Annotated in this window: 20 protein-coding genes; 13 read left to right on the top strand and 7 right to left on the bottom strand. The window is 61.1% G+C overall.

Features of this window, described 5'->3' with window-relative positions:
• Positions 1-11 precede the first annotated feature (11 nt).
• Both SOP95_RS20090 and SOP95_RS20085 read right to left on the bottom strand, forming a co-directional pair.
• Positions 12-827, bottom strand: a complete 816-nt coding sequence (locus tag SOP95_RS20090) for an ABC transporter ATP-binding protein (protein ID WP_274075052.1) — start codon at positions 825-827, stop codon at positions 12-14.
• Positions 824-2,422 (bottom strand): ABC transporter permease, encoded by a 1,599-nt coding sequence (locus tag SOP95_RS20085; RefSeq protein WP_323608075.1) that lies wholly within the window; start codon positions 2,420-2,422, stop codon positions 824-826. Before SOP95_RS20085 ends, SOP95_RS20090 begins: the two co-directional genes overlap by 4 nt.
• A gap of 398 nt (positions 2,423-2,820) precedes the next feature.
• Here SOP95_RS20085 and SOP95_RS20080 point away from each other — a divergent pair, with 398 nt between their 5' ends.
• The gene (locus SOP95_RS20080) at positions 2,821-3,834 is read left to right on the top strand and encodes an ABC transporter substrate-binding protein (protein WP_323608074.1); all 1,014 of its coding nucleotides are present in this window, start codon (positions 2,821-2,823) and stop codon (positions 3,832-3,834) included.
• Positions 3,835-3,929: 95 nt separating this feature from the next.
• Here SOP95_RS20080 and SOP95_RS20075 read toward each other — a convergent pair whose 3' ends face one another.
• The gene (locus SOP95_RS20075; protein ID WP_323608073.1) at positions 3,930-4,850 is read right to left on the bottom strand and encodes a LysR family transcriptional regulator; all 921 of its coding nucleotides are present in this window, start codon (positions 4,848-4,850) and stop codon (positions 3,930-3,932) included.
• A gap of 183 nt (positions 4,851-5,033) precedes the next feature.
• Here SOP95_RS20075 and SOP95_RS20070 point away from each other — a divergent pair, with 183 nt between their 5' ends.
• Positions 5,034-5,954, top strand: a complete 921-nt coding sequence (locus tag SOP95_RS20070; protein ID WP_274075056.1) for a TauD/TfdA dioxygenase family protein — start codon at positions 5,034-5,036, stop codon at positions 5,952-5,954.
• 87 nt (positions 5,955-6,041) lie between these two features.
• Here SOP95_RS20070 and SOP95_RS20065 read toward each other — a convergent pair whose 3' ends face one another.
• On the bottom strand, positions 6,042-7,658 hold the full coding sequence (locus SOP95_RS20065) for an alkaline phosphatase family protein (RefSeq protein WP_323608072.1): 1,617 nt from the start codon (positions 7,656-7,658) through the stop codon (positions 6,042-6,044).
• Positions 7,659-7,853: 195 nt separating this feature from the next.
• Entirely contained in the window at positions 7,854-8,798 is a 945-nt protein-coding gene (locus SOP95_RS20060) for a LysR family transcriptional regulator (protein ID WP_323608071.1), read from the bottom strand.
• Between the two features lie 165 nt (positions 8,799-8,963).
• Between SOP95_RS20060 and SOP95_RS20055 the strand changes: the two genes are divergently transcribed.
• The 8 genes from SOP95_RS20055 to SOP95_RS20020 all read left to right on the top strand — a co-directional run bounded on the left by SOP95_RS20055 (position 8,964) and on the right by SOP95_RS20020 (position 17,640).
• Positions 8,964-11,330 carry a TonB-dependent receptor gene (locus SOP95_RS20055; protein ID WP_323608070.1) on the top strand — a complete coding sequence of 789 codons (2,367 nt, stop codon included), beginning with the start codon at positions 8,964-8,966 and terminating at the stop codon, positions 11,328-11,330.
• A 262-nt stretch (positions 11,331-11,592) separates the two neighbouring features.
• Positions 11,593-12,405 carry an energy transducer TonB gene (locus SOP95_RS20050; RefSeq protein WP_323608069.1) on the top strand — a complete coding sequence of 271 codons (813 nt, stop codon included), beginning with the start codon at positions 11,593-11,595 and terminating at the stop codon, positions 12,403-12,405.
• 44 nt (positions 12,406-12,449) lie between these two features.
• The gene (locus tag SOP95_RS20045; protein WP_274075061.1) at positions 12,450-13,175 is read left to right on the top strand and encodes a MotA/TolQ/ExbB proton channel family protein; all 726 of its coding nucleotides are present in this window, start codon (positions 12,450-12,452) and stop codon (positions 13,173-13,175) included.
• A 1-nt stretch (position 13,176) separates the two neighbouring features.
• Positions 13,177-13,578: an ExbD/TolR family protein gene (locus SOP95_RS20040; protein WP_323608068.1), complete on the top strand. Its 402-nt coding sequence runs from the start codon at positions 13,177-13,179 to the stop codon at positions 13,576-13,578.
• Between the two features lie 263 nt (positions 13,579-13,841).
• The gene (locus SOP95_RS20035; protein ID WP_323608067.1) at positions 13,842-14,423 is read left to right on the top strand and encodes an alpha/beta hydrolase; all 582 of its coding nucleotides are present in this window, start codon (positions 13,842-13,844) and stop codon (positions 14,421-14,423) included.
• 56 nt (positions 14,424-14,479) lie between these two features.
• The gene (locus SOP95_RS20030) at positions 14,480-15,403 is read left to right on the top strand and encodes a sigma-54 dependent transcriptional regulator (RefSeq protein WP_323608066.1); all 924 of its coding nucleotides are present in this window, start codon (positions 14,480-14,482) and stop codon (positions 15,401-15,403) included.
• A gap of 251 nt (positions 15,404-15,654) precedes the next feature.
• Positions 15,655-16,437, top strand: a complete 783-nt coding sequence (locus SOP95_RS20025; protein ID WP_323608065.1) for a MetQ/NlpA family ABC transporter substrate-binding protein — start codon at positions 15,655-15,657, stop codon at positions 16,435-16,437.
• A 225-nt stretch (positions 16,438-16,662) separates the two neighbouring features.
• A complete protein-coding gene (locus SOP95_RS20020) occupies positions 16,663-17,640 on the top strand; it encodes an RHS repeat-associated core domain-containing protein (protein WP_274075064.1) in 978 nt (325 codons plus the stop codon).
• A 24-nt stretch (positions 17,641-17,664) separates the two neighbouring features.
• On the opposite strand, the gene SOP95_RS20015 is transcribed toward SOP95_RS20020, so the two are convergent.
• Complete coding sequence (locus SOP95_RS20015; protein WP_274075065.1) at positions 17,665-18,861, bottom strand: AAA family ATPase; 1,197 nt, start codon at positions 18,859-18,861, stop codon at positions 17,665-17,667.
• Between the two features lie 190 nt (positions 18,862-19,051).
• On the opposite strand from SOP95_RS20015, the gene SOP95_RS20010 reads away from it, so the two are divergent.
• Genes SOP95_RS20010 through SOP95_RS20000 form a run of 3 tightly spaced genes read left to right on the top strand, consistent with a single transcriptional unit; the run spans position 19,052 to position 24,269 of the window.
• On the top strand, positions 19,052-20,155 hold the full coding sequence (locus SOP95_RS20010) for an efflux RND transporter periplasmic adaptor subunit (protein WP_274075066.1): 1,104 nt from the start codon (positions 19,052-19,054) through the stop codon (positions 20,153-20,155).
• The gene (locus SOP95_RS20005) at positions 20,152-21,219 is read left to right on the top strand and encodes an efflux RND transporter periplasmic adaptor subunit (RefSeq protein ID WP_274075067.1); all 1,068 of its coding nucleotides are present in this window, start codon (positions 20,152-20,154) and stop codon (positions 21,217-21,219) included. Before SOP95_RS20010 ends, SOP95_RS20005 begins: the two co-directional genes overlap by 4 nt.
• On the top strand, positions 21,216-24,269 hold the full coding sequence (locus SOP95_RS20000; RefSeq protein WP_274075068.1) for an efflux RND transporter permease subunit: 3,054 nt from the start codon (positions 21,216-21,218) through the stop codon (positions 24,267-24,269). The genes SOP95_RS20005 and SOP95_RS20000 overlap by 4 nt, the downstream gene beginning before the upstream one ends.
• Positions 24,270-24,365: 96 nt before the next feature.
• Here the strand turns inward: SOP95_RS20000 and SOP95_RS19995 are convergent, their stop codons facing one another.
• Positions 24,366-24,995, bottom strand: a complete 630-nt coding sequence (locus tag SOP95_RS19995; protein WP_323608064.1) for a class I SAM-dependent methyltransferase — start codon at positions 24,993-24,995, stop codon at positions 24,366-24,368.
• Positions 24,996-25,180: the final 185 nt, after the last annotated feature.

Genomic DNA, 25,180 nt, shown 5'->3' with positions numbered 1-25,180 from the left:
GAATCTCCTGTTCAGCAGGCAATGAAAGACAGTGGCAAATCACGCACCTGCACCGGCACAGGCGGTTGGTAGTGATCGTCGCTGGTGAGTTCGTGCAGCAGCTCTTCGCGCAGCTGGTGGAAGTCGAAACTGCTGCGCAGGCGCGGATGGGGCAGGGCGATGTCGACCACTTTTTTGATGCGCCCGGGACGCGGCTCCATCACCACCACGCGGTCGGCGAGGAAAATCGCTTCCTCGACATCGTGGGTGACCAGAATCGTGGTGATTTTGGCCCGCGCACGGATCGCCAGCAGTTCGTCCTGCATCTGCTGGCGGGTCAGGGCATCGAGGGCGCCGAAGGGTTCGTCCAGCAGCAGAATCCGTGGGCTGGCCACCAGGCCGCGAGCGATCGCCACCCGTTGCGCCATGCCGCCGGAGAGCTGGTGTGGATAAGCGCGGCTGAAGTCGCGCAGGCCCACCAGGTCAATGAAATCGCTGATGCGCTTGTGCTTTTGCTCAGCACTCAACGGCTCGTTGACCAGGCCCAGGCCGATGTTGTCGGCCACCGTCAGCCAGGGGAACAGGCGGTGCTCCTGAAAGACGATGCCGCGTTCGCCGCCGATGCCGGTGACGGCCTGGCCGTCGACGCTGATCTGCCCACGAAACTGCGTATCGAGGCCCACCAGCAGCCGCAGCAACGTGGATTTTCCACAGCCGCTGGAGCCGACAATCGCGACGAATTCGCCCTCGGCAATGTCCAGGTTGAATTCGCGGATGGCCTCCAGTTCAAAGCCGTCGACGTCGAAGGTTTTGCCTACGTGGTTGAAGCTGACGATGGGTGCGTTCATGCGTGTCTCCAGCGGGTGGCGCGGGTTTCGAGGCGTTGGCCAATGAGGTTGAGCAGGGCGCCGGTGAGGCCGACCAGCAACATGCCGGCCATGATCAGGTCCATTCGCAGCAGTTGTTGGGCGCCGATCATCTGGCTGCCGATGCCGCCGTTGGACGGCATGAAATATTCGGCGCCGATGGTGCCCAGCCAGGCGTAGATCAGGCTCAGCCTCAGGCCGGCGAAAATCCCTGGCGCTGCGCCCGGCAGAACCAGGCGGGCGAGGCGTTGCCGCAGATTCAGACGCAGCACTCGGGCGGCCTCGTTCAGTTGTGGCGAGAGGTTGGCGACGCTGCGTTGGGTGGCGATGAACAACGGGAAAAACGCGGCGAGGGCGACGAAGACCCACTTGGCGAGTTCCCCAAGGCCGAACCAGGCGGTGAGCAGTGGCACCCAGGCGAAAATCGCGATCTGGCGCAGCGCGGCGAGGGTTGGGCCGAGGACTCGTTCACTGGCGCGAGAAAGTCCGAGTAGCAAGCCCAGCGCAAAACCGAGGCCGCCGCCGAGCAATAGACCGCCAAGGGTGCGCCCCAGGCTCAGCGCCATGCCGCTGATCAGCGTGCCGTCGAGTAAACCGTTCCAAGTGGTCTCCAGCACTGTCAGCGGGCTGATCAGAATGTTGGCGTCCACCCATTGCTGATTCGTCGCCAGTTGCCACAGCAGTAGCAACGCCAGCGGCAGCAACCAGGGCTGCAGGCGTTGCCAACCTTGATATTTAGGGCCACGGCGAATTTCGGCCGTGGCCGGGTGCGGCCAGTGCACCAGTTTTTTGTCCAGCAGGCCGATGCCGCGATCCATGGCCACACCGATCAAGCCGATCACCACGATGCACACAAATACGATGTCGAGCATGAACAACTGCCGCGCCCAGACCATCAGGTAACCGATGCCTTCGCTGGAGGCGAGCAGTTCGACGGCGAGCAATGAGGTCCAGCCAGCGGCCAGTGCCAGGCGCACACCGGCCATGAACGCCGGCAAGGCGGCGGGCAGCACCAGGCGGCGGATCAACAAGCGTGGCGGCAGGCGCAGCACCGCGGCTGCTTCCCGCAATTTGGGTTGTGCATCACGTACGCCCACCAACGTGTGCAGGGTCACCGGCACCACGATGGCCTTGATCAGCACCACCAGTTTCAATACTTCGCCGATGCCGAAAAACACCATGAACAGTGGAATCCACGCCAGCGTCGGGACTTGCGCCAACCCGGCGAATGTCGGGAACACCAGGCGTTCCAGTGTGCGGCTGAAACCCAGCGCCGCGCCCAATATCGCACCCGCCGCGATCCCCGCCAGCAGCCCCCAGAACAGACGTTGCAGGCTGATCCACAAATGGCTCCACAACTCGCCGTGGGACAGCTCCAGCGCGCTGTTCCAGACCAGCGAAGGCGGCGGCAGGATCTGTTCACTCATCCACTGATTGCGGCTGGCCAGCCACCACAGTGCGAACAGGCTCAGGGGCAGCAGCCAAGGCAACAGGCGTTGGTTCAGTGTTGGCCATAACCGCCGGCCGTTGAGCGGCGGCGCTGCCAGCGGCAGGCTGAGAAGGGAAACACGGGCCATGGACGACCTCCGTTGTCGGGTTGCAATACGGCCTGCCTTTTGTGGGAACGGGCTTGCTCGCGAAGACGGCGTGTCAGGCAATGACTTATCGATTGATCCATCGCCTTCGCGAGCAAGCCCGCTCCCACAGGGTTTTAGGATGTATGCAAAATTGTTCTATAAAAATTCAAATCAATTCTATTGGGAGATAAGCAGGACCATTTAAGGCCTCCAGCCAATACGCATCCAATGCATTCGAAGAATATTTTCGATGCTGCTCATGCATATCGCTCCAAGCGCCCCGTACTGGCTCGCTTAGCTCTAAAAGATATAAAAATGTGAATTTATAGTATTTAAGTGTAGGTCACGATTCAGCCTACTTTCAGCTCCTCAACGCCGTCGCCCCAGGAGCCGCACCCATGAACATTCCCTTCAAACGCGTCATCAGCCTGATCGCCGTTCCGGCCTTGGCGGGCTTGCTGGCATTCACCGCCCAGGCCGCCGAACTCAAGGAAATCCGCATCGCCGTACCCGACCTCAGCGCCGGCACTCAACACAGTGCAGGCGGCGTGGTGGACGTGCTGCGCGATCAACAGATCTACGAAAAGGCCTTCGCTGACCAGGGCATCAAGATTCAGTGGAATTTCTTCAAGGGCGCGGGCCCGGTGATCAACGAAGCCTTCGCCAACGATCAGGTCGACCTGGCGTATCTGGGCGACCTGGCGGCGATCATCGGCAAGTCCAATGGCCTGGATACCCGGGTGCTGAGTGCCTCGGCGCGCGGGGTCAAGCATTACCTCGGCGTGGTGCCGGGTTCGGGGATCAAGACCCTGCAGGACCTCAAGGGCAAGCGCGTTGCGATCTTTCGCGGCACCGCCAGCCAGTTGTCGTTCGATGCGGCGCTGGCCAGCCAGGGGTTGAGCGAGAAGGATCTGAAAGTCATCAACCTGGATTTCAACGCTGCGGTTGCGGCACTCGCCGCCAAACAGATCGATGCGTCGTGGGGTGGTTCAAGTTTGACGGCGTTGCAAGCCAAGGGCTTGGCCGAGTTGCCGTTGAACACCAAGGATCTTGGCGGCGCGGGCAGTGTTCAGGCCGTATTGGTGGGCAACGGCAAGTTTGTCGATGAGCATCCCGAGGTGGTGACGAAATTGCTCAAGGCCCAGCAGCAGGCGGTGCAGTGGCTGACTCAGGACAGCAACAAGGAGGCGTACATTCAGTTGGTGTCGGGGCTCGCGAGTTATCCATCGGTGATTCTGACCGAAGATTTGAAGGACCAGAATTTGAGCGAGGTTTTCCCGTCGACCCTGGATCCGGTGTTCCTGGGTAAATTGCAGGATGCGGTGGATCTGGCTTCGCAGCAGAAGCTGATTCGCAAGGCGTTCAAGGTGAGCGATTGGGTGGTGCCTGAGTTGGCTGCTGCCAAGCTCTGAATCGTTGGTGTCAGAGCCGACGCCTTCGCTGGCAAGCCAGCTCCTACAGGGATCGCCGCGTCCTTGTAGGAGCTGGCTTGCCAGCGATGAGACCATCAAACCGCGACTGCGATCTCCTGCTTGTCCACGGCAACCAACATCTCGATCATCGCCCGCGCCGCCGGCGACAACCTGAACCCTGTGCGACTGACAATCCCGCACCGGGCATTCATGCTTTCGATGTTCTGCGGCAGATTGCGCCAGTGCAACAGCACCAGCGAACCCTGGGCAATGTCGTCGACGAATGCTTCCTCTGTGCCCACCCCAATCGCGTTCGACTGCAGCACGATTTTCACCAGTGCCGGGAAATGCTCGGTCTCGATGGTCGGGGAAAAATCCATGCGCCCACTGAGGTTCGCCAGCAGTTTGCGGATGCCCGGTGGGATCAGCGTGGTCGCCAGCGGGTAGTCGAACATGTCGTTGGTCGACAGGCTTTCCTTGGCCAACAGCGGATGCCCGGGACGGCAGAAAAACACCCCGCGCTTGGGCGTCAGGGCCTGGGTCTGGAAGTTCGGGTCGGCTTCGAAATGACGGATGTCGGCGATGAAGAATTCGATCTCTTCGCGGCTCAGCGCGCGGCTGAGTTTTTCCCAGTTATCCACTTCGAAACAGGTGCGCACTTTCGGGTGGGCATTGATGAATTGCGCGACCGCATCCGGCACCAGTTTCACCGCCGGGGCGGGTCCGCAACCGAAGCGCAACTCACCGGCATCAAGCTTGGTCATCTGCGTCACTTCGGCGCTGAGCAATGCCGCGCCTTGCACCAGGCTGCGTGCATGTTGCAACACCACCAGGCCTTCGGGTGTCGGGCGCAGATCCTTGTTGCCACGGTCTACCAGCACGCAGCCGAACTCTTGCTCCAGCCCCTGGATGCTGCGGCTGAACGCCGGTTGAGTGATGCCCATGGCGTCCGCCGCACGGACGAAACTGCGGTGTTCGTTGAGGGCGATGAAGTAGCGCAACTGGCGAAGATCCATATGCTTTCCCGGCATCCTAAAAATAGCTCGAAGGCATTTGCGACGAGGGTTGGTTGAGGTTTTAAATGCAAGCTCTTATTCCGTCAACGAAGCATGTGAATATCTATTAGATCTAAAAAGAATATAGATAGAGCGTTGTTTCGCTGCCGCTCAACCGTCAGCAGTCCGATCGAGGGTCAACCCATGAGCAATGCCGCTTTAGCCGTAAAACCCGCTGTTCACGCGCTTGAAATCCATCCGGTGGCCGGTCGGATCGGTGCCGAAATTCGTGGCGTGAAGCTCTCCGGTGAACTGGATGCCAGCACCGTCGAAGCGATCCAGCAGGCGCTGGTGCAGTACAAAGTGATCTTCTTCCGCGAGCAGACCCACCTCGACGATCAGAGTCAGGAAGCTTTCGCCCATCTACTCGGCGAACCCGTGGCCCACCCAACTGTGCCGGTGCGCGACGGCACCCGTTTCCTGCTGGAACTGGACGGCGCCCAAGGCCAGCGTGCCAGCTCCTGGCACACCGACGTGACCTTCGTCGACGCCTATCCAAAAGCCTCGATCCTGCGCTCGGTGGTGGCACCGGCTTTCGGTGGCGACACCGTGTGGGCCAACACCGCCACGGCCTACAACGAACTGGCGCCGGAGCTGCGCGAGCTGGCGGACAAACTCGTGGCGGTGCACAGCAACGAGTACGACTACGCAGGCGGCAAGCCGGACGTGTCGGAGGAGAAGCTGGAGCGCTACCGCAAGATCTTCACTTCGACCGTCTACGAGACCGAGCACCCGGTGGTGCGCGTGCACCCGATCAGCGGCGAGAAAAGCTTGCTGCTGGGACATTTCGTCAAGCGCATCAAGGGTTACTCCCAGGCCGATTCGGCGCACTTGTTCGGCCTGTTGCAAAGCCACGTCATCCGCCAGGAAAACACCGTGCGCTGGCGCTGGCAGGTCGGTGATGTGGCGATCTGGGATAACCGCTCCACCCAGCATTACGCGGTGGATGACTATGGTACCCAGGACCGCGTGGTGCGGCGTGTGACGCTCAAGGGGGAGGTGCCGGTGGGAGTGGCGGGGCAGCGTAGTCAGACTATCAAAGGGGCTGAAATCTCGGGCGTCTGATCTTGCCTCTTCGCGAGCAAGCCCGCTCCCACATTCGTCCTGCGTACACGGATCAAGTGTGGGAGCGGGCTTGCTCGCGAAGCTCTTTCACCACACGCCGATCTGCACCATTTTCTCGGTTTCCGGCTCACCGTAGCGAAACCGCTGCCCACGCAAATCAATCTCCTGATGACTGATGGTCGTGCGCCGCTTCAACCCACGCACCCACTCAAACAAATACCCCGCATGCTCCTCCCGAACCGAGGCATACGCCGGGTCGGCACCCAGGTCCCGTAATTCCTGCGGATCATTGAGCAGGTCGAACAGCTGCGCTCGAAAGCCGTCATACGCCAGGTATTTCCAGCGCTCGCTGCGCACCATGGTCATGCGGCAACGGTCGATAGGTTGCTGCAGCCGCTCCCGGGCAGGTGCCTGAAAGGCGTAGTCGTATTCACTGATCGCAAAGCGGCGCCAGTCGGTTTGCACGCCGTGCAACAGGGGAATCAGCGAGCGTCCTTCAAGGCGATGCTCGGCACCTGGCAAGCCCAGCGCCTCGAGGAAGGTAGGCAGTGCATCGATGGTTTCCACCAGTCGCTCGTCCACCGAACCACGCGTGGCGTCCGCCGTCGGGCGCGGGTCGCGCACGATCAGCGGAACGCCCACCGCCGGCTCCAGCAGAAACTCTTTTTCCCCCAGGTAGTGATCGCCAAGAAAATCGCCGTGGTCGCTGGTGAACACGATCAGGGTGTCGTCCCAACGACCGCTGCTCTGGAGAGAATCGAACAGCCGGCCGAGTTGGTCATCGACCTGCTTGATCAGGCCCATGTACGTCGGGATCACGTTCAAGCGCACTTCATCCCGGGAGAAATTCAGGCTCTCCTCGTGCTGGCGAAACGCGTTGTACACCGGGTGATCACTGGCCTCGCCCTGCGCTGCACGCACCGGCTCGATCACCTGTTTTGCGCCATACAGCGCGTGGTAGGGCGCCGGGGCGATGTAGGGCCAGTGGGGCTTGATGTACGACAGGTGCAGGCACCACGGTTGCTCGCCCTGCTCGGCAATGAAGTCGAGGGCGCGGTCGGTGGTGTAGACGGTCTCCGAATGCTGCTCCGGTACGCGCGCCGGCAGATGGGCGTTGCGCATTTTCCAGCCGCTGAGGATTTCGCCCTGTTCGCCTTCGGCCGCGTTGGCCCAGTCGTGCCACGGGTTGCGCCCGGTAAACCCAAGGTCGCGCAGATGGTGGGTGTAGGGCGCGGATTCGCGTTTGTCATCGAACAACGGGTCGTCGGGGAAGATCCCGTCATGCCGAAAAAATGGCTCGAAGCCGACTTCGTTCAGCACCGAAGCCTGATCGCCGAGCGGGTCGATGGCCAGCCGCTGCAAGGCATCGAGATTGGGCGTGGCGTGGGTCTTGCCCACCAGCGCGGTACGTATGCCATGGGGCCGCAGGTAGTCACCGATGGTCAGTTCTTCCAGCGGCAAGGGCACGGCGTTCCAGGCGACCTGATGGCTGCTGACATAGCGCCCGGTGTAGGCCGACATCCGCGACGGGCCGCAGATGGTGCCTTGGGTGTAGGCACGACTGAAACGCACGCCGGCGGCGGCCAGGCGATCGATGTTGGGGGTGTGCAAGTGCGGATGGCCGTAGCACGACAGGTAATCGCGGCGCAGTTGATCGCACATGATGTACAGCACGTTGCGCACGGGGTTTGGGGTGTTGGACATGGGGTTCACCGATCGAAAGACAGGCGAGGTTTTTCGCTGTTGGGGCGGGGTTGAGGCAAGTGCGTTTGGGGAATGGTTTTCATGCAGTGAATGCATCTTTGCCTGGGCTGACACCTTCGCGAGCAAGCCCGCTCCCACAATGGATCGGTGTACACCAGCCCCTGTAGGAGCTGGCTTGCCAGCGATGAGGCCAGATCAGACAGCGAAATTCTCCAGCGAACACACTTCATCATCCTGCGCATCAATCTCCTTGATCTGCGCAATCATCGCCTCCGCCAACGGTGACAACCGATACCCCGCGCGACTGACAATCCCATAGCGGGTGTACAGCTCCTCCAGGTCATCGGCCAGCCCGTCGACCTTCAAGCGCACCAACTCACCCTTGGCATTATGCAGCGCATCCGAATACTCGCCGACGATGCCAATCGCATCCGAGCGCAGCACCACTCCAAGCAGGCTGTAGCTGTTTTCGCATTCCACATTGGGTGTGAAATCCGGCCGGCCACTCAGGTCGACGATGACTTTGCGCAGGTTCGGCGGGCGGATGGTCACGGCCATCGGATAGCTCATCAGCTCGGCGGCGCTGACGCTTTCGCGAGCGGCCAGGGGATGCCCGGCGCGGCAGCAGAAATGCCATTTGCGCGGGCGCAGGCGTTGGGTCAGGTAGTCCGGGTCGGCCTCGAACTGCCGGGTGTCGGCGACGAAAAATTCGAACTCTTCACTCAGCAGGCGCTTGCTCAGGCTTTGCCAGTCATCCACCTGGAATTGCACCCGCGCCTTGGGGTAGCGACCGATGAAGCTGCCGATCGCCCGCGGGATCAATCCCGCCGCGGGCGCCGGGCCGCACCCGAAGCGCAACTCGCCGGCCTCCAGGCCGTTGAACTGGCTGATCTCGTTGGCCATCTGCTGCGCGCCGCTGACCAGCCGCCGCGCGTGCTCGAGCAATACCTGACCCTGTTTGGTCGGCGCCAGGTCCTTGCGCCCGCGATCCACCAACTGACAGCCGACGCTGTGCTCCAGCGCCTGGATGCTGCGGCTGAACGCCGACTGCGACAGGTTCACCGCCACGGCGCCCGCGACGAAGCTGCGCTGATCGGCGAGGGCGATGAAGTGGCGGAGCTGGCGCAAGTCGATATGCATTTTTCACATTAAAAATATCGGGGAAATGCATTGGATATGCATTAGGTCGACTCCTTATAAAGGCAATCTCTTATGCAGTAAATCTTTGTAAAAACATAAATAAATAACTTTAAAGAATATGCACTGCTGAAAAGTCGCTGTGTGTTTTTGAACAGGAGCCGCCTCATGAGTCCGTTGAACCTAACGTCACCCCTCACACCCCGACGGCTCAAACGCCTGCCCCTGGCTCTGCTGCTGGCGGGGAGCGCCAGTTGGACCCAAGGCTACGCGGCCGAGACTGCCACCCCGCAAGAGGCTACTACGAAAGCCGCGTCGGCCAAGGCCGATGGCGCTCAACTGGAAACCGTGACCGTGACCACCCGCCGTCGCGAAGAAAGCTCGCAGGATGTACCGACCCCCATGAGCGTGGTCAGCGGCCAGGTGCTGGAAACCCAGCGGGTCTATCGCATCCAGGATCTGCAGCAACTGGTCCCTAGCGTCAATGTCGCCTACATGCATGCGCGCCAGTCCAGCGTGTCGATCCGTGGCCTGGGCAACAACCCGGCCAGCGATGGCCTGGAAGGCAGCGTCGGGCTGTACATCGACAACGTCTACCTCGGTCGGCCGGGTATGGCGGTGTTCGACTTGATGGACATCGAGCAGCTCGAAGTGCTGCGCGGTCCGCAAGGCACCTTGTTCGGCAAGAACACCACCGCGGGCGTGATCAACATCAGCACGCGGGCGCCGTCATTCACACCAGAGCGCAGCATCGAAAGCTCGGTGGGCGAGGACGGTTACTTCCAGACCAAGGGCACGATTTCCGGTCCGTTGAATGATGAACTGGCGGGTCGATTTTCCGCTTACCGCACCCGCAGCGATGGCGACATCAAGAACGAATACGACGGCCACGACCTGAACGGCGGCTCACGGGATGGCTTTCGTGGCCAGTTGCTGTTCAAGCCGAACGAGTCGTTCAACCTGCGCTGGATTGGTGATTACAACGAAGAGGATTCCAGCGCCGGCACCCGCGTGTTGTACAACACCGGACCGACCATCAATGGCGTCAACCTCTATCAGAACCGGGCCAATGCGGCGGGCGCCACGCTGGTCGATGGCACCCACCGAAAGGTCAACCTGAACAACGATCAGCACGTCACCGTGCATCAGGGCGGCACGTCGGTCGAGGCCAACTGGACGCTGCCGAGCGACTTCACCCTGACCTCGATCAGCGCCTATCGCTGGTGGAATTTCACTCCGCGCAACGATGACGGCCTGAACGTAACCGCCTTCTACAACGCTGGCGTTTCGGTGGAGGATAAGCAGTATTCCCAGGAGTTTCGCCTGGCCTCGCCCACCGGCGGATTCTTCGATTATGTACTCGGGGCCTATTACTTCGGCTCCAACCTGGATAACAAATCCTTTACCTACAACGGACCGCAAGCGGACATCTGGAATGGCACGCCCGCGGGTGCACTGGCCAACGTCACCAGCATCGGCAAAGGCCACATCCAGACCGACAGCTTCGCCCTGTTTGCCCAAGGCACCTGGCACCTCAGCGATCGGCTGGACTTCACCGCTGGTGTGCGCGGCACCTACGAAGAGAAAAGCGCCTGGGTCGACCGTAATGCGCCAGTGGGTGGCGCGGCGGTGGCTGGCGCAGCAGCGGCGGTCAGACAAGGTCGTGCCGGGGCTTACGACTCCGGCGATTTGAACCAGTACAGCTCCAGCCCCTCGGGTCTGCTGAACCTCAGCTATCACTTCAGCGATAGCCTGCTCGGCTACGCCACGCTGTCCCACGGCGAGAAATCCGGTGGGGTCAACCTGGCCGTGGGCACTGCCCCGGTCGCCGGCGCGGACTCGCTGCTTATCGGCACCGAGCGCGCCAACAACGCCGAACTCGGCTTCAAAAGCACCCTCTGGGACCGTCGCCTGCAGCTCAACGCCAACGTCTTCTGGACCCAGGTCAACGGCTACCAGACCAACGCCTACGACGATGTCAACCGCGTGCAATACCTGACCAACGCCGGTTCCGTGCGCTCCCGTGGCGTGGAATTCGACAGCACGCTGATCCCGTTGCGCGGCCTGACGTTGAACATCAACGGCTCCTACAACGACGTCAGCTACCTCTCCTACAAGGATGCGCCGTGCCCGCCGGAAGTCAGCCTGGCGCCAGGCGCCCCGGCCTCTTGCGATCTCACCGGCCACCAGGTGGTCGGTGCTTCGAAATGGATCGGCAACGCCAACGGCGAATACAAATGGAACCTGAGTAACGGCTTCGAGGAGTACGTCACCGCCAGCTATGCGTTCCGCTCCAAAGCGGTGGGCACGGTGGAGGATTCGGACTTCGGCCAGATCCCGAGCTACGCCGTGGTCAACCTGTCCACCGGCCTGCGTGGCGACTTCAAGCAGGGCCAGTGGGACGTCTCGCTGTGGCTGAAAAACGCCTTCGACAAAACCTATTACACCACCCTCTGGACCGGCGCCAACGGCGGTTACGAAGGTTTGCTCGGGACACCACGGACCTTGGGTGTGACTGGTCGCTACGACTTCTGATGCGCCGAAAACCATGCCTTGGGGGAATATTTTCAATGCCTGAAAAGCATGTGTTTTCGGCCGCCTGGCCGCAGCCCTTACGCGACATGGCCTGCAACGAATCGAGCTTTTTTCATATTCGTTTTGGGTCTATCTATAACTTCAAATATTACTTTCAGAGATAAGCGTCTGACTCAATGATTAACCCGTCGATACGTCGTTCGGGGGAACGTCGGGTTCGCCGTATCGGGTAATTCGCAAAAAGACCGCAGGGAGTAAATCAATGGGCAATGTCCAGAACGCCGCCAGCGCACACGAGGTGCTTTGGCGCCACGCGCCAGGTGGTGAGTTGGTCGACCTCGGGCGGGTTCACCGCGTGCCTTTGGGCCAGCTGCGTTTGCAGCGTGCGCCCAAGGGCGTCCTGAGCCGACGCGAAGCGATCCTGCTCGGTGTGCTGGCGTTGCTGGTGCACGGCGCGGTGATTTACTGGGTCAATCAGCAGCCGACCAAGGCATTGCCGATCGTGCCGCCGGAAATTCCACCGATGACCATCGAGTTTTCGCGTCCGGCACCGCCAGCGGTTGAGCCGCCTCCGCCGCCACCACCACCTCCGCCAGCGGTGGTCGAACCGCCACCGCCCGTGGTGGATGAGCTGGCAGCCAAACCGGCGCCAAAACCGATTCCCAAGCCAAAACCCGTGGTCAAGCCAGTACCTAAACCTGCGCCCAAGGCCGTCGAGCAATCGCCCGCACCGCCACAACCGGCTACTCCGGTTGCAGCACCGGCACCGCCCGCGCCACCCGCGCCAGCGCCTGTGACGCCTGCCTCGGCCAACGCCGCGTACCTGAAAAACCCGGCGCCGGAATATCCGTCGCTGGCCCAGCGTCGCGGTTGGGAAGGCACGGTGTTGTTACGAGTACATGTTCTCGCCAGCGGCAAGCCCGGCGAGATACAGATTCAGAAAAGCAGTGGCCGCGAGGCCCTCGATGAGGCAGCCCTGAGCGCCGTGAAACGCTGGAGTTTCGTGCCCGCCAAGCAGGGTGACGTGGCCCAGGACGGCTGGGTCAGCGTGCCCATAGATTTCAAGATTCATTAAACCGACACCTATTTAGCGCGAAACGTTTACATGAGGAATTCACCATGACGTTATTGGCATCTCCACTCGAATCCATCGAAAGCGCGGTGATCTGGCTGCTGGTGGTTTTTTCTGTCGCCACTTGGGGCCTGGCGTTGCTCAAGGGTGTGCAGTTCGGTCGCCTCAAGGCCCAGGATCGAAAGTTTCACAAGCAGTTCTGGGCCGCCTCCAGTCTTGATTCGGCCGCGGAATTGGCCGAAACCCAGCCCGGCGCTGCAGCGCGGGTGGCACAGGCCGGTTATGCGGCGATCCAGGTGGGCGAGGCGCCACACGCAGCGGATTTGAGCCAGGCGATCAATCATCAGGATCGCCTTGAGCGGGCCTTGCGTCAGCAGATCGTGCGCGAGCGCCGTTCGCTGGAAACCGGGTTGGCGGTGGTCGCGAGTATCGGTAGTACGTCGCCGTTCATTGGTTTGTTCGGTACGGTGTGGGGAATCATGGAGGCGTTGAAGGGCATCAGCGCGGCGGGCTCGGCGAGCCTGGAAACGGTGGCCGGGCCGATCGGTGCAGCCTTGGTGGCCACTGGTGTGGGGATCGCCGTCGCGGTACCGGCGGTGTTGGTTTACAACTACTTCTTGCGCCGTTTGAAGCTGACGGCGGCGGACCTCGACGACTTTGCCCACGACTTCTACAGCCTGGCGCAGAAGAGCTCGTTCCGCGTGTTGATCCACCCGACGGCGCACAAAGGCGCGGCATCGGGTAACGCGCAGAAAGTGAAGGAGGCGTCCTGATATGGCCTTCTCCACGCAAGACAGTGATGAGGTGCTGAGCGAGATCAACGTGACACCGCTGCTGGACGTGATGCTGGTGCTGCTGGTGGTGTTCATCGTCACCGCTCCGCTGCTGACCAACGCGATCCCGATCAACCTGCCCAAGACCGAAGCCGTGGCGCCGGTGGAGCAGAAGGACCCGCTAGTGGTGAGCATCGACGGGGCCGGCAAGCTGTTTATCAACAAGGATGAAATCCAGCCCGATTTGCTGGAATTCAATCTACAAGCGGCCAAGGCCAAGGACCCGGAGGTTCGGGTGCAATTGCAGGCCGACGACGGGGTGAATTACGGCGAAGTGGCACGGGCCATGGCGTCCATTGAGCGGGCAGGTATTACCAAGTTGTCGGTGATCACCGCGCGCTGAAAGATTTTCGATTTTCCGGGGCCGTCTCCTTGGCAGGGTGCGGCCCTTTTTTTATTTCTGTCAAACACATCACCCCTGTAGGAGCTGGCTTGCCAGCGAAAGCGGTGTGTCAGGCAAGTCGCCTTCGCTGGCAAGCCAGCTCCTACAGTTGAGCGCGGGTCATATTCTATATAGGTCTTAATAAATAGCTTCTTATTCCTTAACGAATATAAATCCCGTCCCTATACTCGATCAGGAACAGACACGCAGCAGGAGAGCTCCCCATGCGCAACGAATCCATTCGCTACCTGATTGTGCCGGGCTGGCAAGGATCGCCGGAAGATCATTGGCAAAGCCACTGGCAGAACAGCCTGCCGAACAGCGCAAGGGTGGAGCAGGCCGACTGGTTGACGCCGCGTCGTGAAGACTGGGTGGCGGCACTGGCCGAGGCGATTGCCGCCGACAGTACCCCGGTGATCCTGATCGCCCACAGTCTTGGCTGCATCACCGTCGCGCATTGGGCGGCGACCGCACCTGTGCAGTTTCTGCGTCAGGTACGTGGCGCCCTGCTGGTCGCGCCGGCGGACGTTGAGCGCCCGGCATGCGCCCCGGCGCTGCGCAATTTCGCACCGATCCCCACCGACCTGCTGCCCTTCCCCAGCCAGGTCGTCAGCTCTGACAACGACAGCGCCGTCAGCGCGCCGCGGGCTGTGGAACTGGCGCGTAACTGGGGCGCGGAAGCAGGGATCCTGGCAGGTGCCGGGCACATCAATGTGAAGTCGGGTCATCAGCGTTGGGAGCAGGGTTTTGCCTATCTCTATCGTCTGCAAAACCGCATGGAACACCACGCCCTGCGCCGCGCCTGACCCTTTTGTCTTTTTCAACGCCCCCGTCCTTTGGCGGATTTGGGCGGGAGCCTGCCATGAGTTTTGAAACCTTCGGCCAGCCGCTGCTGACCTTTCCCGACGCGGAAAAAAGTCCCCTGAGCATCCGCGCCAAGGCGCTGGTATTCGTCGATCCGCGTTCGCGGCAACTGCGCCAGGAGCTGGAGCAACTGGCGCCGCGCTCGATCTCGGTGCTGATCCGTGGGGAAACCGGCAGCGGCAAGGAACTGCTGGCGCGGCACATACATCGCGCCAGTGATCGCGGTGGATTGTTCGTCTCGGTCAACTGTGGGGCGATCAGCCCGACCTACGCCGATGCCGAATTGTTCGGTTATGCCGCCGGCAGTTTCAGCGGCACGGCCAGCAGTCGCGCCGGGTGGTTCGGTTCGGCGAACGGCGGCACTTTGTATCTGGATGAAATCGGCGACCTGCCACTGCCGATCCAGATCAAATTGCTCGCCGCCCTGGAAAACCACGAAGTGACCCGCGTTGGTGCGCATCAACCAAGCCCGGTGGACGTGCGCCTGGTCGCCGCCACCAGCATCGACCTGGCCCAGGCGGTTGCCGCCGGAAAATTCCATGAGCGGCTCTACCACTATCTCAGCGAAGGCCAGCTCGAACTGCCGGCCCTGCGCGAGCGGGTGGGTGACATCCTGTCCCTGGCCGAATATTTCCTCGGCATCTACAGCCAGCGCCTGGACCTGCCAGTGCCACTGATCAGCGAGGCCGCACAAGCGGTACTTGAGAGACACAGCTGGCCGGGCAATACCCGGGAGCTGGAAAACGTCATTCACTTTGCGCTGTTGGTGAGTACCGGTGACGAGATCCTGCCGGAGCATTTGAATTTGCCTGATGAAGGTTTGGCGCAAATCGAACGGCAACTCCGACAGATTCTTGGCAACGGCTCCGTCGCCGAAAAAGCAGCCTTGAAACAACTCCTGAAACACACCGCCCTCCTGTAGGAGCAAGCTTGCTCGCGATTGGGCTTACGCGGTTTTTCTGGTCGGACGCCATCGCTGGCAAGCCAGCTCCTACAGTTGAATGTGTGGGCCAGAGCTGTATGAACAAAATGGAATATGAAAGTGAATAAAAGATATTGTTCGGGAATAAAAAATCCCGGTATTGTCCGCGTCACGCCAGCGATAGCACTTCACTGGCACTTAAATATCTAGCCGTCGCCACAAGCGACCGTGATTTTCGATAAGGACACTGCATGAAAAAGGTTCTGTTGTTCACCGCACTGGCGGCTGCCCTGACTGCGGGCCTGGCCCAGGCTGGCGAGAAACTGGTGGTGGCGGCGACCCCGGTTCCACACGCCGAGATTCTTGAACTGATCAAGCCAAGCCTCGCCAAAGAAGGCGTGGACCTGGAAATCAAAGTCTTCACCGACTACGTTCAACCGAACGTTCAGGTCGACCAGAAGCGTCTGGACGCCAACTACTTCCAGACCCTGCCATACCTGAAAAGCTTCAACGAAGGCAAAGGCACCAACCTGGTCACCGTGATTGGTGTTCACGTTGAACCGTTCGGTGGCTACTCGAAAAAAGTCAAAACCCTGGCCGAGCTCAAGGACGGCGCGACCATTGCCATTCCTAACGAAGGCAGCAACAGCGGCCGTGCCCTGATCCTGCTGCAGAAGGCTGGCCTGATCGAGTTGAAAGACCCGAAAAACGCCGTGTCCACGCCAAAAGACATCGCCAAGAACCCGCACAACTTCAAGTTCAAGGAGCTTGAGTCGGCCATGTTGCCGCGTGTGCTGGATCAGGTCGACCTGGACATGATCAACACCAACTACGCGTTGGAAGCGGGCCTGAACCCGGCGAAAGACGCGCTGATCATTGAAGGTCCGGATTCGCCATACGTGAACTTCCTGGTAGCCCGTCCAGACAACAAGGACAGCGCCGCCATCCAGAAACTGGCCAAGGCCCTGACCAGCCCGGAAGTGAAAGCATTCATCGAGAAGAAGTACAGCGGCGCGGTACTGCCAGCGTTCTGATTCACCAGGTAAACCTCTTCAAGGTTTTCAACGCCGACGGCTGATAGAGCGTCGGCGTTTTTTTATCTTCCCACGCTCTGCGTGGGAATGCCTCCAGTCGCAGAGCGTGGGAACGATCCAAGTGCGTAACCGCACATTAAAACCACTCGGCACCTAGCAGTTCTGCTAGGTGCCCGAGGCTCCGGTATGGGTGCAAGATTGGCCTTCGACCAGGAGGCTCCCGCGATGACAGCTGTACCTACCCCTATGTGTCGGTATCACTATGACGCGCTGGACCAGATCACAGGGCTCGAGTGCGCCGACCAGGCCAGCGTGCAACGCTTCTATCGTCATCAGCATCTGGTAACGGAAAGGCAGGGACAGACCAGTCATTCTGTATTTCAGCACGGCGAGCAACTGCTCGCCGTGCAATCGAGCGAGAACGACACCCTCAAGAGCCAGTTGCTGGCCACCGATCAACAGCGCTCCGTGTTGCAGCTGATTGATTCGGTGGGGCCGTTGCCACAGGTCTACACAGCTTATGGTCATCATCGGGTGGAAAGCGGTCTGAGCAGTCTTCTCGGCTTTAACGGCGAACGTCTTGACCCGGTGACCGGGTATTATTTGCTGGGTAACGGGCATCGGGCGTTCAACCCGGTGCTGATGCGTTTCAACAGCCCTGACCGGCTGAGTCCGTTTGGGCAGGGCGAGTTGAATTCGTATGCGTATTGTTTGGGGGATCCGGTGAATCTCAGTGATCCGACGGGGCGGTTTGCCGAAATAGGCCGATTGATCGCAAGCATGATGAGTGTGTTGAATGTGCGACTGGGCATGTCCCGTCCCATCCCCGCCTATAACTTGGCCAAGGATGCCTTGAGATTGGGTGCATTGAGAAAATTACCGGCCAGACAGGCCTTTGCGGCAGCGAGCACGGTGACGGCCAGTAACGCGATACTCACCACAGGTCTGGTGGGGGTTGCAAGTGCCGCTGTGGCAATCGCCGATAAACCTGAGGCAGGCGCAATACTGGGGTATGTCACTTTAGGGCTGACAACGTTGGCGTTAGCATCGAGAGTGGGGACTTATTGGGCTGTGAAAAAGCCCGGGACTGAAGCTGCCTTGATGAGTTTTGTGACGAACAAGGGGCGGGTGCCTTCGAGCTCTATCGAGCTCCTTGCGCAGCAACCAGCTCCCAGAGCGGCCAACATTCGTCGCTCTATCTGAAGGCACATCAGAAAGGTTGGCCGGTCAATCCGGCCAATACCACGCCGGCTCATCCAGCATCCGCTGCCCAACAATCCCGGTTTGCCCGAGATTCTTCTCCAGTACGATGCAATTGCATTCAGGATCTTCCTGCAACGCCGAAATCAACCGCCGCGCATGGGACACCACCCACACCTGACACTGTGCGGACGCGCGGATGATCAAGCGCGCCAGCGCCGGCAGCAGATCCGGATGCAGGCTGGTTTCCGGTTCGTTCAGCACCATCAGCGTCGGCGGCCTGGGCGTCAGCAGCGCCGCCACCAGCAGCAAATACCGCAAGGTGCCGTCCGACAGCTCGGCTGCCGACAACGGTCGCAACAGTCCTTCCTGATAAAACTCGATAGCAAAACGCCCGCCGGCCAGCGGCTCGATGTGCAGGCGCGCGCCGGGAAAGGCGTCGCTGATCGCGTTGCGCAATGCCTCGGGGTCACCGATTTCGATGATGGTCTGCAACGCCGCCGCCAGGTCTCTGCCGTCGTGGTGCAGCACCGGCGTGCGGGTGCCCAGTTGCGGCTGTCGTACCGGGGCGTCGGCGTCGCTGCGAAAGTGATCGTAGAAGCGCCAGCGGCGGATGAACTCGCGCATTTCCAGCACTTCTGGCGAGGTACGCAGGCTGCCGACCTGATCGAACAGGCTGTCGAAATTCGGCGTGTGTTGAGCCAGCACGTCCCAACTGCGGTTGGCCCGAGCGCGGATCAGCGGGCCGTCGCGATCCACCAGCAGGCTCGCTGGCCGATAGAACGGCCCGGCCCACAGGCACTCGCGCTTGATCTGCGGGTCGAGGCTGAACCGCGACGGAATAGGCGTACTGTGCCCGGGCAGCATGAAGTGACCGTTGGAGTCGGGCAGCCCGAGGCTGATCGAGTAACCGAAGTCTTCCCCGGAGAATCCCAGCCGCAGGCGCTTCACGCCCCGTGGTACGGTCGCCTCGATCGGCACTTCGCCATTGCGCATGCGCCGGCTGATGGTTTCCGGGCCGGCCCAGAAGGTCGAATGCAGTCCCCCCTCGCGGGCCAATGCATTGACCACACCGCCCTGGGCGGTTTCCGCCAGCAAGCGCAGCGCTCGATAGAGATTGGATTTGCCGCTGCCATTGGGACCCGTAATCAGGTTCAGCCGGCCCAGCGGAATCACCAGTTTATTGATCGAGCGGTAATTGGCCACCGCGAGGGTTTTTAGCATGAAGGACGTTCCCTGTGACCTTGTAGGAGCTGCCGCAGGCTGCGATCTTTTGATCTTTATCATTCAAACGCAAAAGATCGCAGCCTGCGGCAGCTCCTGCAGTGGAAATGATGATTATTGCGTAGGCGAAGATTAAACCCTGTTCTAAGCTGACAGACGAATCGCGCCCGTTAAACGCAAAGGAGTCTGCATGGCTGTTCCCGGATTGAAAATAGCGCTTGGCTTGAGCCTCCTGGCTTTGCTGAGTGCTTGCGACAAAGAAAAGCCGGTCGAGAAGGATCGGCCACGGGTTTTCGTGCAGGAGGTCAAGCTGGCCGACTACGCCGTCAACATCACGTTGACCGGCGATGTCCAGGCCCGGGTGCAAACCGAGCTGTCGTTCCGCGTCGGGGGCAAGATCATCCAGCGTACTGTGGATGTCGGCGACCGGGTTTCGGCCAGGCAGGTGCTCGCCAGGCTCGATCCCAAGGACCTGCAGACCAACGTGGATTCGGCCCAGGCACAGGTCGTCGCCGAGCAGGCGAAGGTCAAACAGAACGCCGCCGCCTTCGTGCGCCAGCAAAAACTCTTGCCCAAGGGCTATACCAGCCAAAGCGAATACGATTCCGCCCAGGCGGCCTTGCGCAGCACCCAAAGCTCGCTGGCGGCGGCCCAGGCGCAACTGGCCAACGCCCGTGAACAGCTGAGCTACACGGCGTTGATTGCCGACGCGCCGGGCGTGATAACAGCACGCCAGGCCGAGGTTGGCCAGGTGGTGCAGGCCACGGTACCGATTTTCAGCCTGGCCCGGGACGGCGACCGCGATGCGGTGTTCAACGTCTACGAATCGCTGCTGGCCGAGCCGCCGTCGGATCGAGCGGTGGTGGTGAGCCTGCTGGATAACCCGGCGATCAAGACCACCGGGACCGTGCGCGAAGTGACCCCGGCCGTCTCCGAGCAAACCGGTACGGTGCAGGTCAAGGTCACCCTCGACGCCTTGCCGCCAGGCATGCAGTTGGGTTCGGTGGTGAGTGCCACCGCCAATACCCGGGGCAAATCCGCCGTGGAGCTGCCGTGGTCGGCGCTGACCAAAAACATCAGCCAGCCGGCGGTGTGGCTGGTGGATGGCGAAGGCAAGGCGCAACTGCACAACGTCACGGTGGGCCGCTACCTGACCGGTAAAGTCATCATCAGCGCCGGGCTCACCGGCGGTGAAAAAGTCGTGATCGCCGGGGGCCAGTTGCTGCACCCCGGTGTGAAGGTGGAAATCGCCGAAGACACCTACAAGGACCTGACTGCGGGGGCTCAGCCATGAAGCGCCTGCTATTGGTGTTCGCCAGTGTGATGCTGGCGGCCTGCTCGAAAGAAGAACCCGCTCCGGAGCCAGTGCGTCCGGTGCTGTCCATCAAGGTCAAAGCCCTCGACGAAGAAAACCTGGGGCGATTCGCTGGCAGCATCCAGGCCCGCTATGAAAGCAACATCGGCTTCCGCGTGCCGGGGCGCATTGCCAGTCGCAGCGTCGATGTCGGTGCCGAAGTCGAAAAAGGTGCCTTGCTCGCCACGCTCGACCCCACCGACCAGCAGAACCAGTTGCGTTCGGCCGAAGGCGACCTGGCGAGTATCCAGGCGCAGCTCATCAATGCCCAGGCCAGCGCCCGACGCCAGCAACAACTGTTCGATCGCGGGGTGGGCTCACAGGCGCAACTCGACAGTGCAATTACCGATCTGAAAACCACCCAGGCCTCGCTCGACCAGGCCAAGGCCGCGGTCAGCCAGGCCAGGGATCAGCTCAACTACGTTGAGTTGCGCTCCGATCACAAGGCCGTGGTCACGGCGTGGGCTGCCGAAGCCGGGCAAGTCGTCACCGCGGGCCAGCAGGTGGTGACCCTGGCGCAGCCGGACATCAAGGAAGCGGTGATTGACTTGCCCGACACCCTGATCGAGCAGTTGCCCGCCGACGTGGTGTTTCAGGTCGCCTCGCAACTGAACCCGAGCATTACCACCACGGCCACCGTGCGTGAAATCGAGCCCCAGGCCGAAAGCGCAACGCGCACACGCCGCGCGCGCCTGACGCTGACCGAGACGCCGCCCGCATTTCGTCTCGGCACGGCGATCAGCGTGACCTTGAAGAGCGCGGTCAAGCCGCGCATCGAACTGCCCCTGAGCGCCTTGCAGGAGGTCGATGGTAAAAACCGCGTCTGGGTCATCGATGCGCAGACGCAAACCGTTTCCCCACGGGATGTCAGCATCGTCAGACGCACGGACAGCACGGTGGTGCTGGCCAACGATATCAAGGCCGGCGAGCGAGTGGTCAGTGCCGGTGTGAACAGCCTCAAGCCGGGGCAAAAAGTGAAAGTCGACGAGGGCAGCCCACAATGAAAGGGAGTTTCAACTTATCCGAATGGGCCCTCAAGCATCAGTCGTTCGTCTGGTATTTGATGTTTGTCTCACTGTTGATGGGCGTGTTTTCGTACCTCAACCTGGGACGCGAGGAAGACCCGTCGTTCACCATCAAGACCATGGTGATCCAGACCCGCTGGCCGGGTGCGAACCAGGAAGAAACCCTCAAGCAGGTCACCGACCGTATCGAGAAAAAACTCGAAGAGCTTGATTCCCTCGACTACGTGAAAAGCTACACCCGTCCCGGCGAATCCACGGTCTACGTGTACTTGCGCGACACCACCAAGGCCAAGGACATTCCGGAAATCTGGTACCAGGTGCGCAAGAAGATCGGCGACATTCGCTACTCGTTTCCCCAGGGCATCCAGGGCCCGTCGTTCAACGACGAGTTCGGCGACGTGTTCGGTTCGATCTACGCCTTTACCGCCGACGGCCTGTCGCTGCGTCAGTTACGCGACTACGTAGAGCAGGCGCGCGCAGAGATTCGCGGTGTGCCGGGCCTGGGCAAGATCGAGATGGTCGGCCAACAGGACGAAGTGCTCTATCTGAATTTCTCGACCCGCAAGCTGGCGGCGCTGGGTATCGACGAACAGCAAGTCGTACAAAGCCTGCAGGCCCAGAACGCGGTGACCCCGGCCGGGGTCATCGAAGCCGGTCCCGAGCGGATTTCCGTGCGCACGTCCGGGCAGTTCATTTCCGAGAAGGATCTGGCCAACGTCAATTTGCGCCTCAATGATCGCTTCTATCGCTTGGCCGACATTGCCGACATCCAGCGTGGCTACGTCGACCCGTCGACGCCGGAGTTTCGCTTCAATGGCCAACCCGCCATTGGCCTGGCCATTGCCATGCAAACGGGCGGCAACATCCAGGACTTCGGCAAGGCCCTGCACCAGCGCATCAGCGAGCTGACGGCCAATCTGCCGGTGGGCGTCGGCGTGCACAACGTGTCCGATCAGTCTGTGGTGGTGGAAGCCGCCGTTGGCGGGTTCACCAGTGCCTTGTTCGAAGCCGTGGTGATCGTGCTGGTGGTCAGCTTCATCAGCCTCGGCGTACGCGCCGGCCTGGTGGTGGCGTGCTCGATCCCGCTGGTACTGGCGATGGTGTTTGTGTTCATGGAATACAGCGGCATCACCATGCAGCGGATTTCCCTCGGTGCGCTGATCATCGCGTTGGGCCTGTTGGTGGATGACGCAATGATCACGGTCGAGATGATGGTCTCGCGCCTGGAATTGGGCGAAACCAAGGAGCAGGCCGCGACCTTTGCCTACACCTCGACCGCGTTCCCGATGCTTACCGGCACCCTGGTGACGGTGGCGGGTTTTGTCCCCATCGGCCTCAATGGCAGCTCGGCCGGTGAATACACCTTCACCCTGTTTGCGGTGATCGCCGTGGCCATGATGGTCTCGTGGGTGGTGGCGGTGCTGTTCGCCCCGGTGATCGGCGTGCACATCCTCAGCGTCAATGTTAAGCCGCACTCGGCCGAGCCAGGGCGCTTGGGGCGGGCCTTCAATAGCGGCCTGCTGTGGAGCATGCGCAATCGCTGGTTGGCGATTGGCATCACCATGCTGATATTCGCCTTGTCGGTTGTCGGCATGCGTTTTGTGCAGAACCAGTTCTTCCCGGCCTCGGATCGTCCGGAAATCCTGGTGGACCTGAACCTGCCGCAAAACGCCTCCATCGATGAAACCCGCAAAGCCGTGGACAAGCTGGAAGCGACCCTCAAGGGCGACCCCGACATCGTGCGCTGGAGTACCTACATCGGCCAGGGCGCGATTCGTTTCTACCTGCCCCTCGACCAGCAACTGCAGAACCCTTACTACGCACAGCTGGTGATCGTCGCCAAGGACTTCGAGACGCGCACAGCCCTCAGCGATCGCCTGCGTGAGCGCCTGCGCAAAGACTTCGTCGGCATCGGCAGTTTCGTCCAGGCACTGGAGATGGGCCCGCCCGTGGGGCGGCCGATCCAGTACCGCGTCAGCGGCCCGGACATCGACCAGGTGCGCAAGCACGCCATCGATCTGGCGACCGTGCTGGACAAGAACCCGCACATCGGCGAGATCATTTACGACTGGAACGAGCCCGGCAAGGTGCTACGCATCGACATCGCCCAGGACAAGGCGCGCCAGCTTGGCTTGTCGTCCGAAGACGTGGCGAACCTGATGAACAGTATCGTCAGCGGTTCCACGGTGACCCAGGTCGACGACGACATCTACCTGATCAACGTGGTCGGGCGCGCGGTGGACGCCGAACGGGGTTCGCCGGAAACCCTGCAGAACCTGCAGATCCTCACCCCGGGCGGCACCTCGATTCCGCTGCTGGCGTTTGCCACTGTGCGTTACGAGCTGGAGCAACCGCTGGTGTGGCGTCGTGACCGCAAGCCGACGATCACCATCAAGACCGCGGTGATCGGTGATATCCAGCCCACCGACCTGGTGAAACTGCTCAAGCCGGACATCGACACATTCGCCGCCTCGTTGCCGGCGGGGTACAAGGTCGCCACGGGCGGTACGGTGGAGGAGAGCGCCAAGGCCCAGGGGCCGATCAACCAGGTCGTACCGTTGATGGTGTTCCTGATGGCCACCTTCCTGATGATCCAGCTGCACAGCGTGCAGAAGATGTTCCTGGTGGCCAGCGTCGCGCCACTGGGCCTGATCGGCGTGGTGCTGGCGCTGGTGCCGACCGGCACGCCGATGGGCTTCGTGGCGATCCTCGGCATCCTGGCGCTTATCGGCATCATCATCCGCAACTCGGTGATCCTGGTGACCCAGATCGACGCGTTCGTGGCGCAAGGGTCGTCACCCTGGGATGCCGTGGTGGAAGCCACCGAACATCGTCGCCGGCCGATCCTGCTGACCGCCGCGGCGGCGAGCCTGGGCATGATCCCGATCGCCCGGGAGGTGTTCTGGGGGCCGATGGCCTACGCGATGATCGGCGGGATCATTGTCGCCACCTTGCTGACGCTGCTGTTTTTGCCGGCGTTGTATGTGGCCTGGTACAGGATCCAAGAGCCGAAGAAAGAAGTGCAGTAAGGCGAGCGCTGCGCGCTCATCGCCAGCAGGCTGGCTCCCACAGGTGCATGCGATCAACTGTGGGAGCCAGCCTGCTGGCGATGGCGTCCGCACTGGCTACGCAGGCTTGCGCCACACACTCGCCAACCAAGGCTGCTGCTCCCGCGGCAGCCCCGCCGGCCGGTAGTAATGCTCCAGCTCCACAAACCCCGCCTCGGTCAGCAACTGCTGCCACGCCTGAAGATCGTGATACGCCCCATACCGCGGCCCGTTCCAGCCTTCCTGATTCTCACCACGGGGATTGGAACTGAACAACACACCCTTCGGCTTCAACGCCGCACGCAGCTCCTTCAACACCCGAGGCAACTCCTGGCGCGGGATATGAAACAGCACCGCATTGGCAAAAATCCCGTCGAAACGCTCGTCCGGCAAATCCAGCTTCAGGAAGTCCTGCTGCCAGACTTCGCAACCGCTGTCCTCCCGGGCCATCTGCGCAAACTTCTCCGATCCGTCGAGACCGACCGCTGTGTGGCCCATTCGCGTAAACGTCTGCAAGTCGCGACCGGGACCACAGCCAAAATCGAGAATGTCGAACGGCGCTTTACCCTGGATATGCCGCAACAGCGCATCGATGTTCTGGCTGACATCGTGATCGCGGGTGCCTTCGCGGAAACCTTCGGCCACCGAGTTGTAATGGCCCAGGGTGGTGGACGTGATCTGTTCGAGGTCGTCGGGGGTCTGTTTCATGGTTGGCTGCGCAGGCAATAGGGATTTGCCGAATATACGCCATCAAGCCTGGGGCTGCTGCGCAGCCATTCGCTGGCAAGCCAGCTCCTATGTATGGACTCGCCCCCACTGTCTACCCGCTTTTAAAAAACCGTCGCCCCGTTGCATCTATGTATAAGGCCTATTCGTGGAAGCCGTCTTCGGCT

Source organism: Pseudomonas sp. YuFO8 (assembly GCF_035065025.1).
In the GTDB taxonomy this organism is placed as follows: Bacteria; Pseudomonadota; Gammaproteobacteria; order Pseudomonadales; family Pseudomonadaceae; genus Aquipseudomonas; species Aquipseudomonas putida_AE.
Note: the sequence above shows the minus strand (reverse complement) of the source record. Positions and strands in the feature narration are given on the sequence as shown.

Excerpts from the sequence above, each read along its gene's own strand:
- SOP95_RS20090 (WP_274075052.1), bottom strand. The coding sequence starts at position 827 with ATGAACGCACCCATCGTCAGCTTCAACCACGTAGGCAAAACCTTCGAC.
- SOP95_RS20085 (WP_323608075.1), bottom strand. The coding sequence starts at position 2,422 with ATGGCCCGTGTTTCCCTTCTCAGCCTGCCGCTGGCAGCGCCGCCGCTC.
- SOP95_RS20080 (WP_323608074.1), top strand. The coding sequence starts at position 2,821 with ATGAACATTCCCTTCAAACGCGTCATCAGCCTGATCGCCGTTCCGGCC.
- SOP95_RS20075 (WP_323608073.1), bottom strand. The coding sequence starts at position 4,850 with ATGGATCTTCGCCAGTTGCGCTACTTCATCGCCCTCAACGAACACCGC.
- SOP95_RS20070 (WP_274075056.1), top strand. The coding sequence starts at position 5,034 with ATGAGCAATGCCGCTTTAGCCGTAAAACCCGCTGTTCACGCGCTTGAA.
- SOP95_RS20065 (WP_323608072.1), bottom strand. The coding sequence starts at position 7,658 with ATGTCCAACACCCCAAACCCCGTGCGCAACGTGCTGTACATCATGTGC.
- SOP95_RS20060 (WP_323608071.1), bottom strand. The coding sequence starts at position 8,798 with ATGCATATCGACTTGCGCCAGCTCCGCCACTTCATCGCCCTCGCCGAT.
- SOP95_RS20055 (WP_323608070.1), top strand. The coding sequence starts at position 8,964 with ATGAGTCCGTTGAACCTAACGTCACCCCTCACACCCCGACGGCTCAAA.
- SOP95_RS20050 (WP_323608069.1), top strand. The coding sequence starts at position 11,593 with ATGGGCAATGTCCAGAACGCCGCCAGCGCACACGAGGTGCTTTGGCGC.
- SOP95_RS20045 (WP_274075061.1), top strand. The coding sequence starts at position 12,450 with ATGACGTTATTGGCATCTCCACTCGAATCCATCGAAAGCGCGGTGATC.
- SOP95_RS20040 (WP_323608068.1), top strand. The coding sequence starts at position 13,177 with ATGGCCTTCTCCACGCAAGACAGTGATGAGGTGCTGAGCGAGATCAAC.
- SOP95_RS20035 (WP_323608067.1), top strand. The coding sequence starts at position 13,842 with ATGCGCAACGAATCCATTCGCTACCTGATTGTGCCGGGCTGGCAAGGA.
- SOP95_RS20030 (WP_323608066.1), top strand. The coding sequence starts at position 14,480 with ATGAGTTTTGAAACCTTCGGCCAGCCGCTGCTGACCTTTCCCGACGCG.
- SOP95_RS20025 (WP_323608065.1), top strand. The coding sequence starts at position 15,655 with ATGAAAAAGGTTCTGTTGTTCACCGCACTGGCGGCTGCCCTGACTGCG.
- SOP95_RS20020 (WP_274075064.1), top strand. The coding sequence starts at position 16,663 with ATGACAGCTGTACCTACCCCTATGTGTCGGTATCACTATGACGCGCTG.
- SOP95_RS20015 (WP_274075065.1), bottom strand. The coding sequence starts at position 18,861 with ATGCTAAAAACCCTCGCGGTGGCCAATTACCGCTCGATCAATAAACTG.
- SOP95_RS20010 (WP_274075066.1), top strand. The coding sequence starts at position 19,052 with ATGGCTGTTCCCGGATTGAAAATAGCGCTTGGCTTGAGCCTCCTGGCT.
- SOP95_RS20005 (WP_274075067.1), top strand. The coding sequence starts at position 20,152 with ATGAAGCGCCTGCTATTGGTGTTCGCCAGTGTGATGCTGGCGGCCTGC.
- SOP95_RS20000 (WP_274075068.1), top strand. The coding sequence starts at position 21,216 with ATGAAAGGGAGTTTCAACTTATCCGAATGGGCCCTCAAGCATCAGTCG.
- SOP95_RS19995 (WP_323608064.1), bottom strand. The coding sequence starts at position 24,995 with ATGAAACAGACCCCCGACGACCTCGAACAGATCACGTCCACCACCCTG.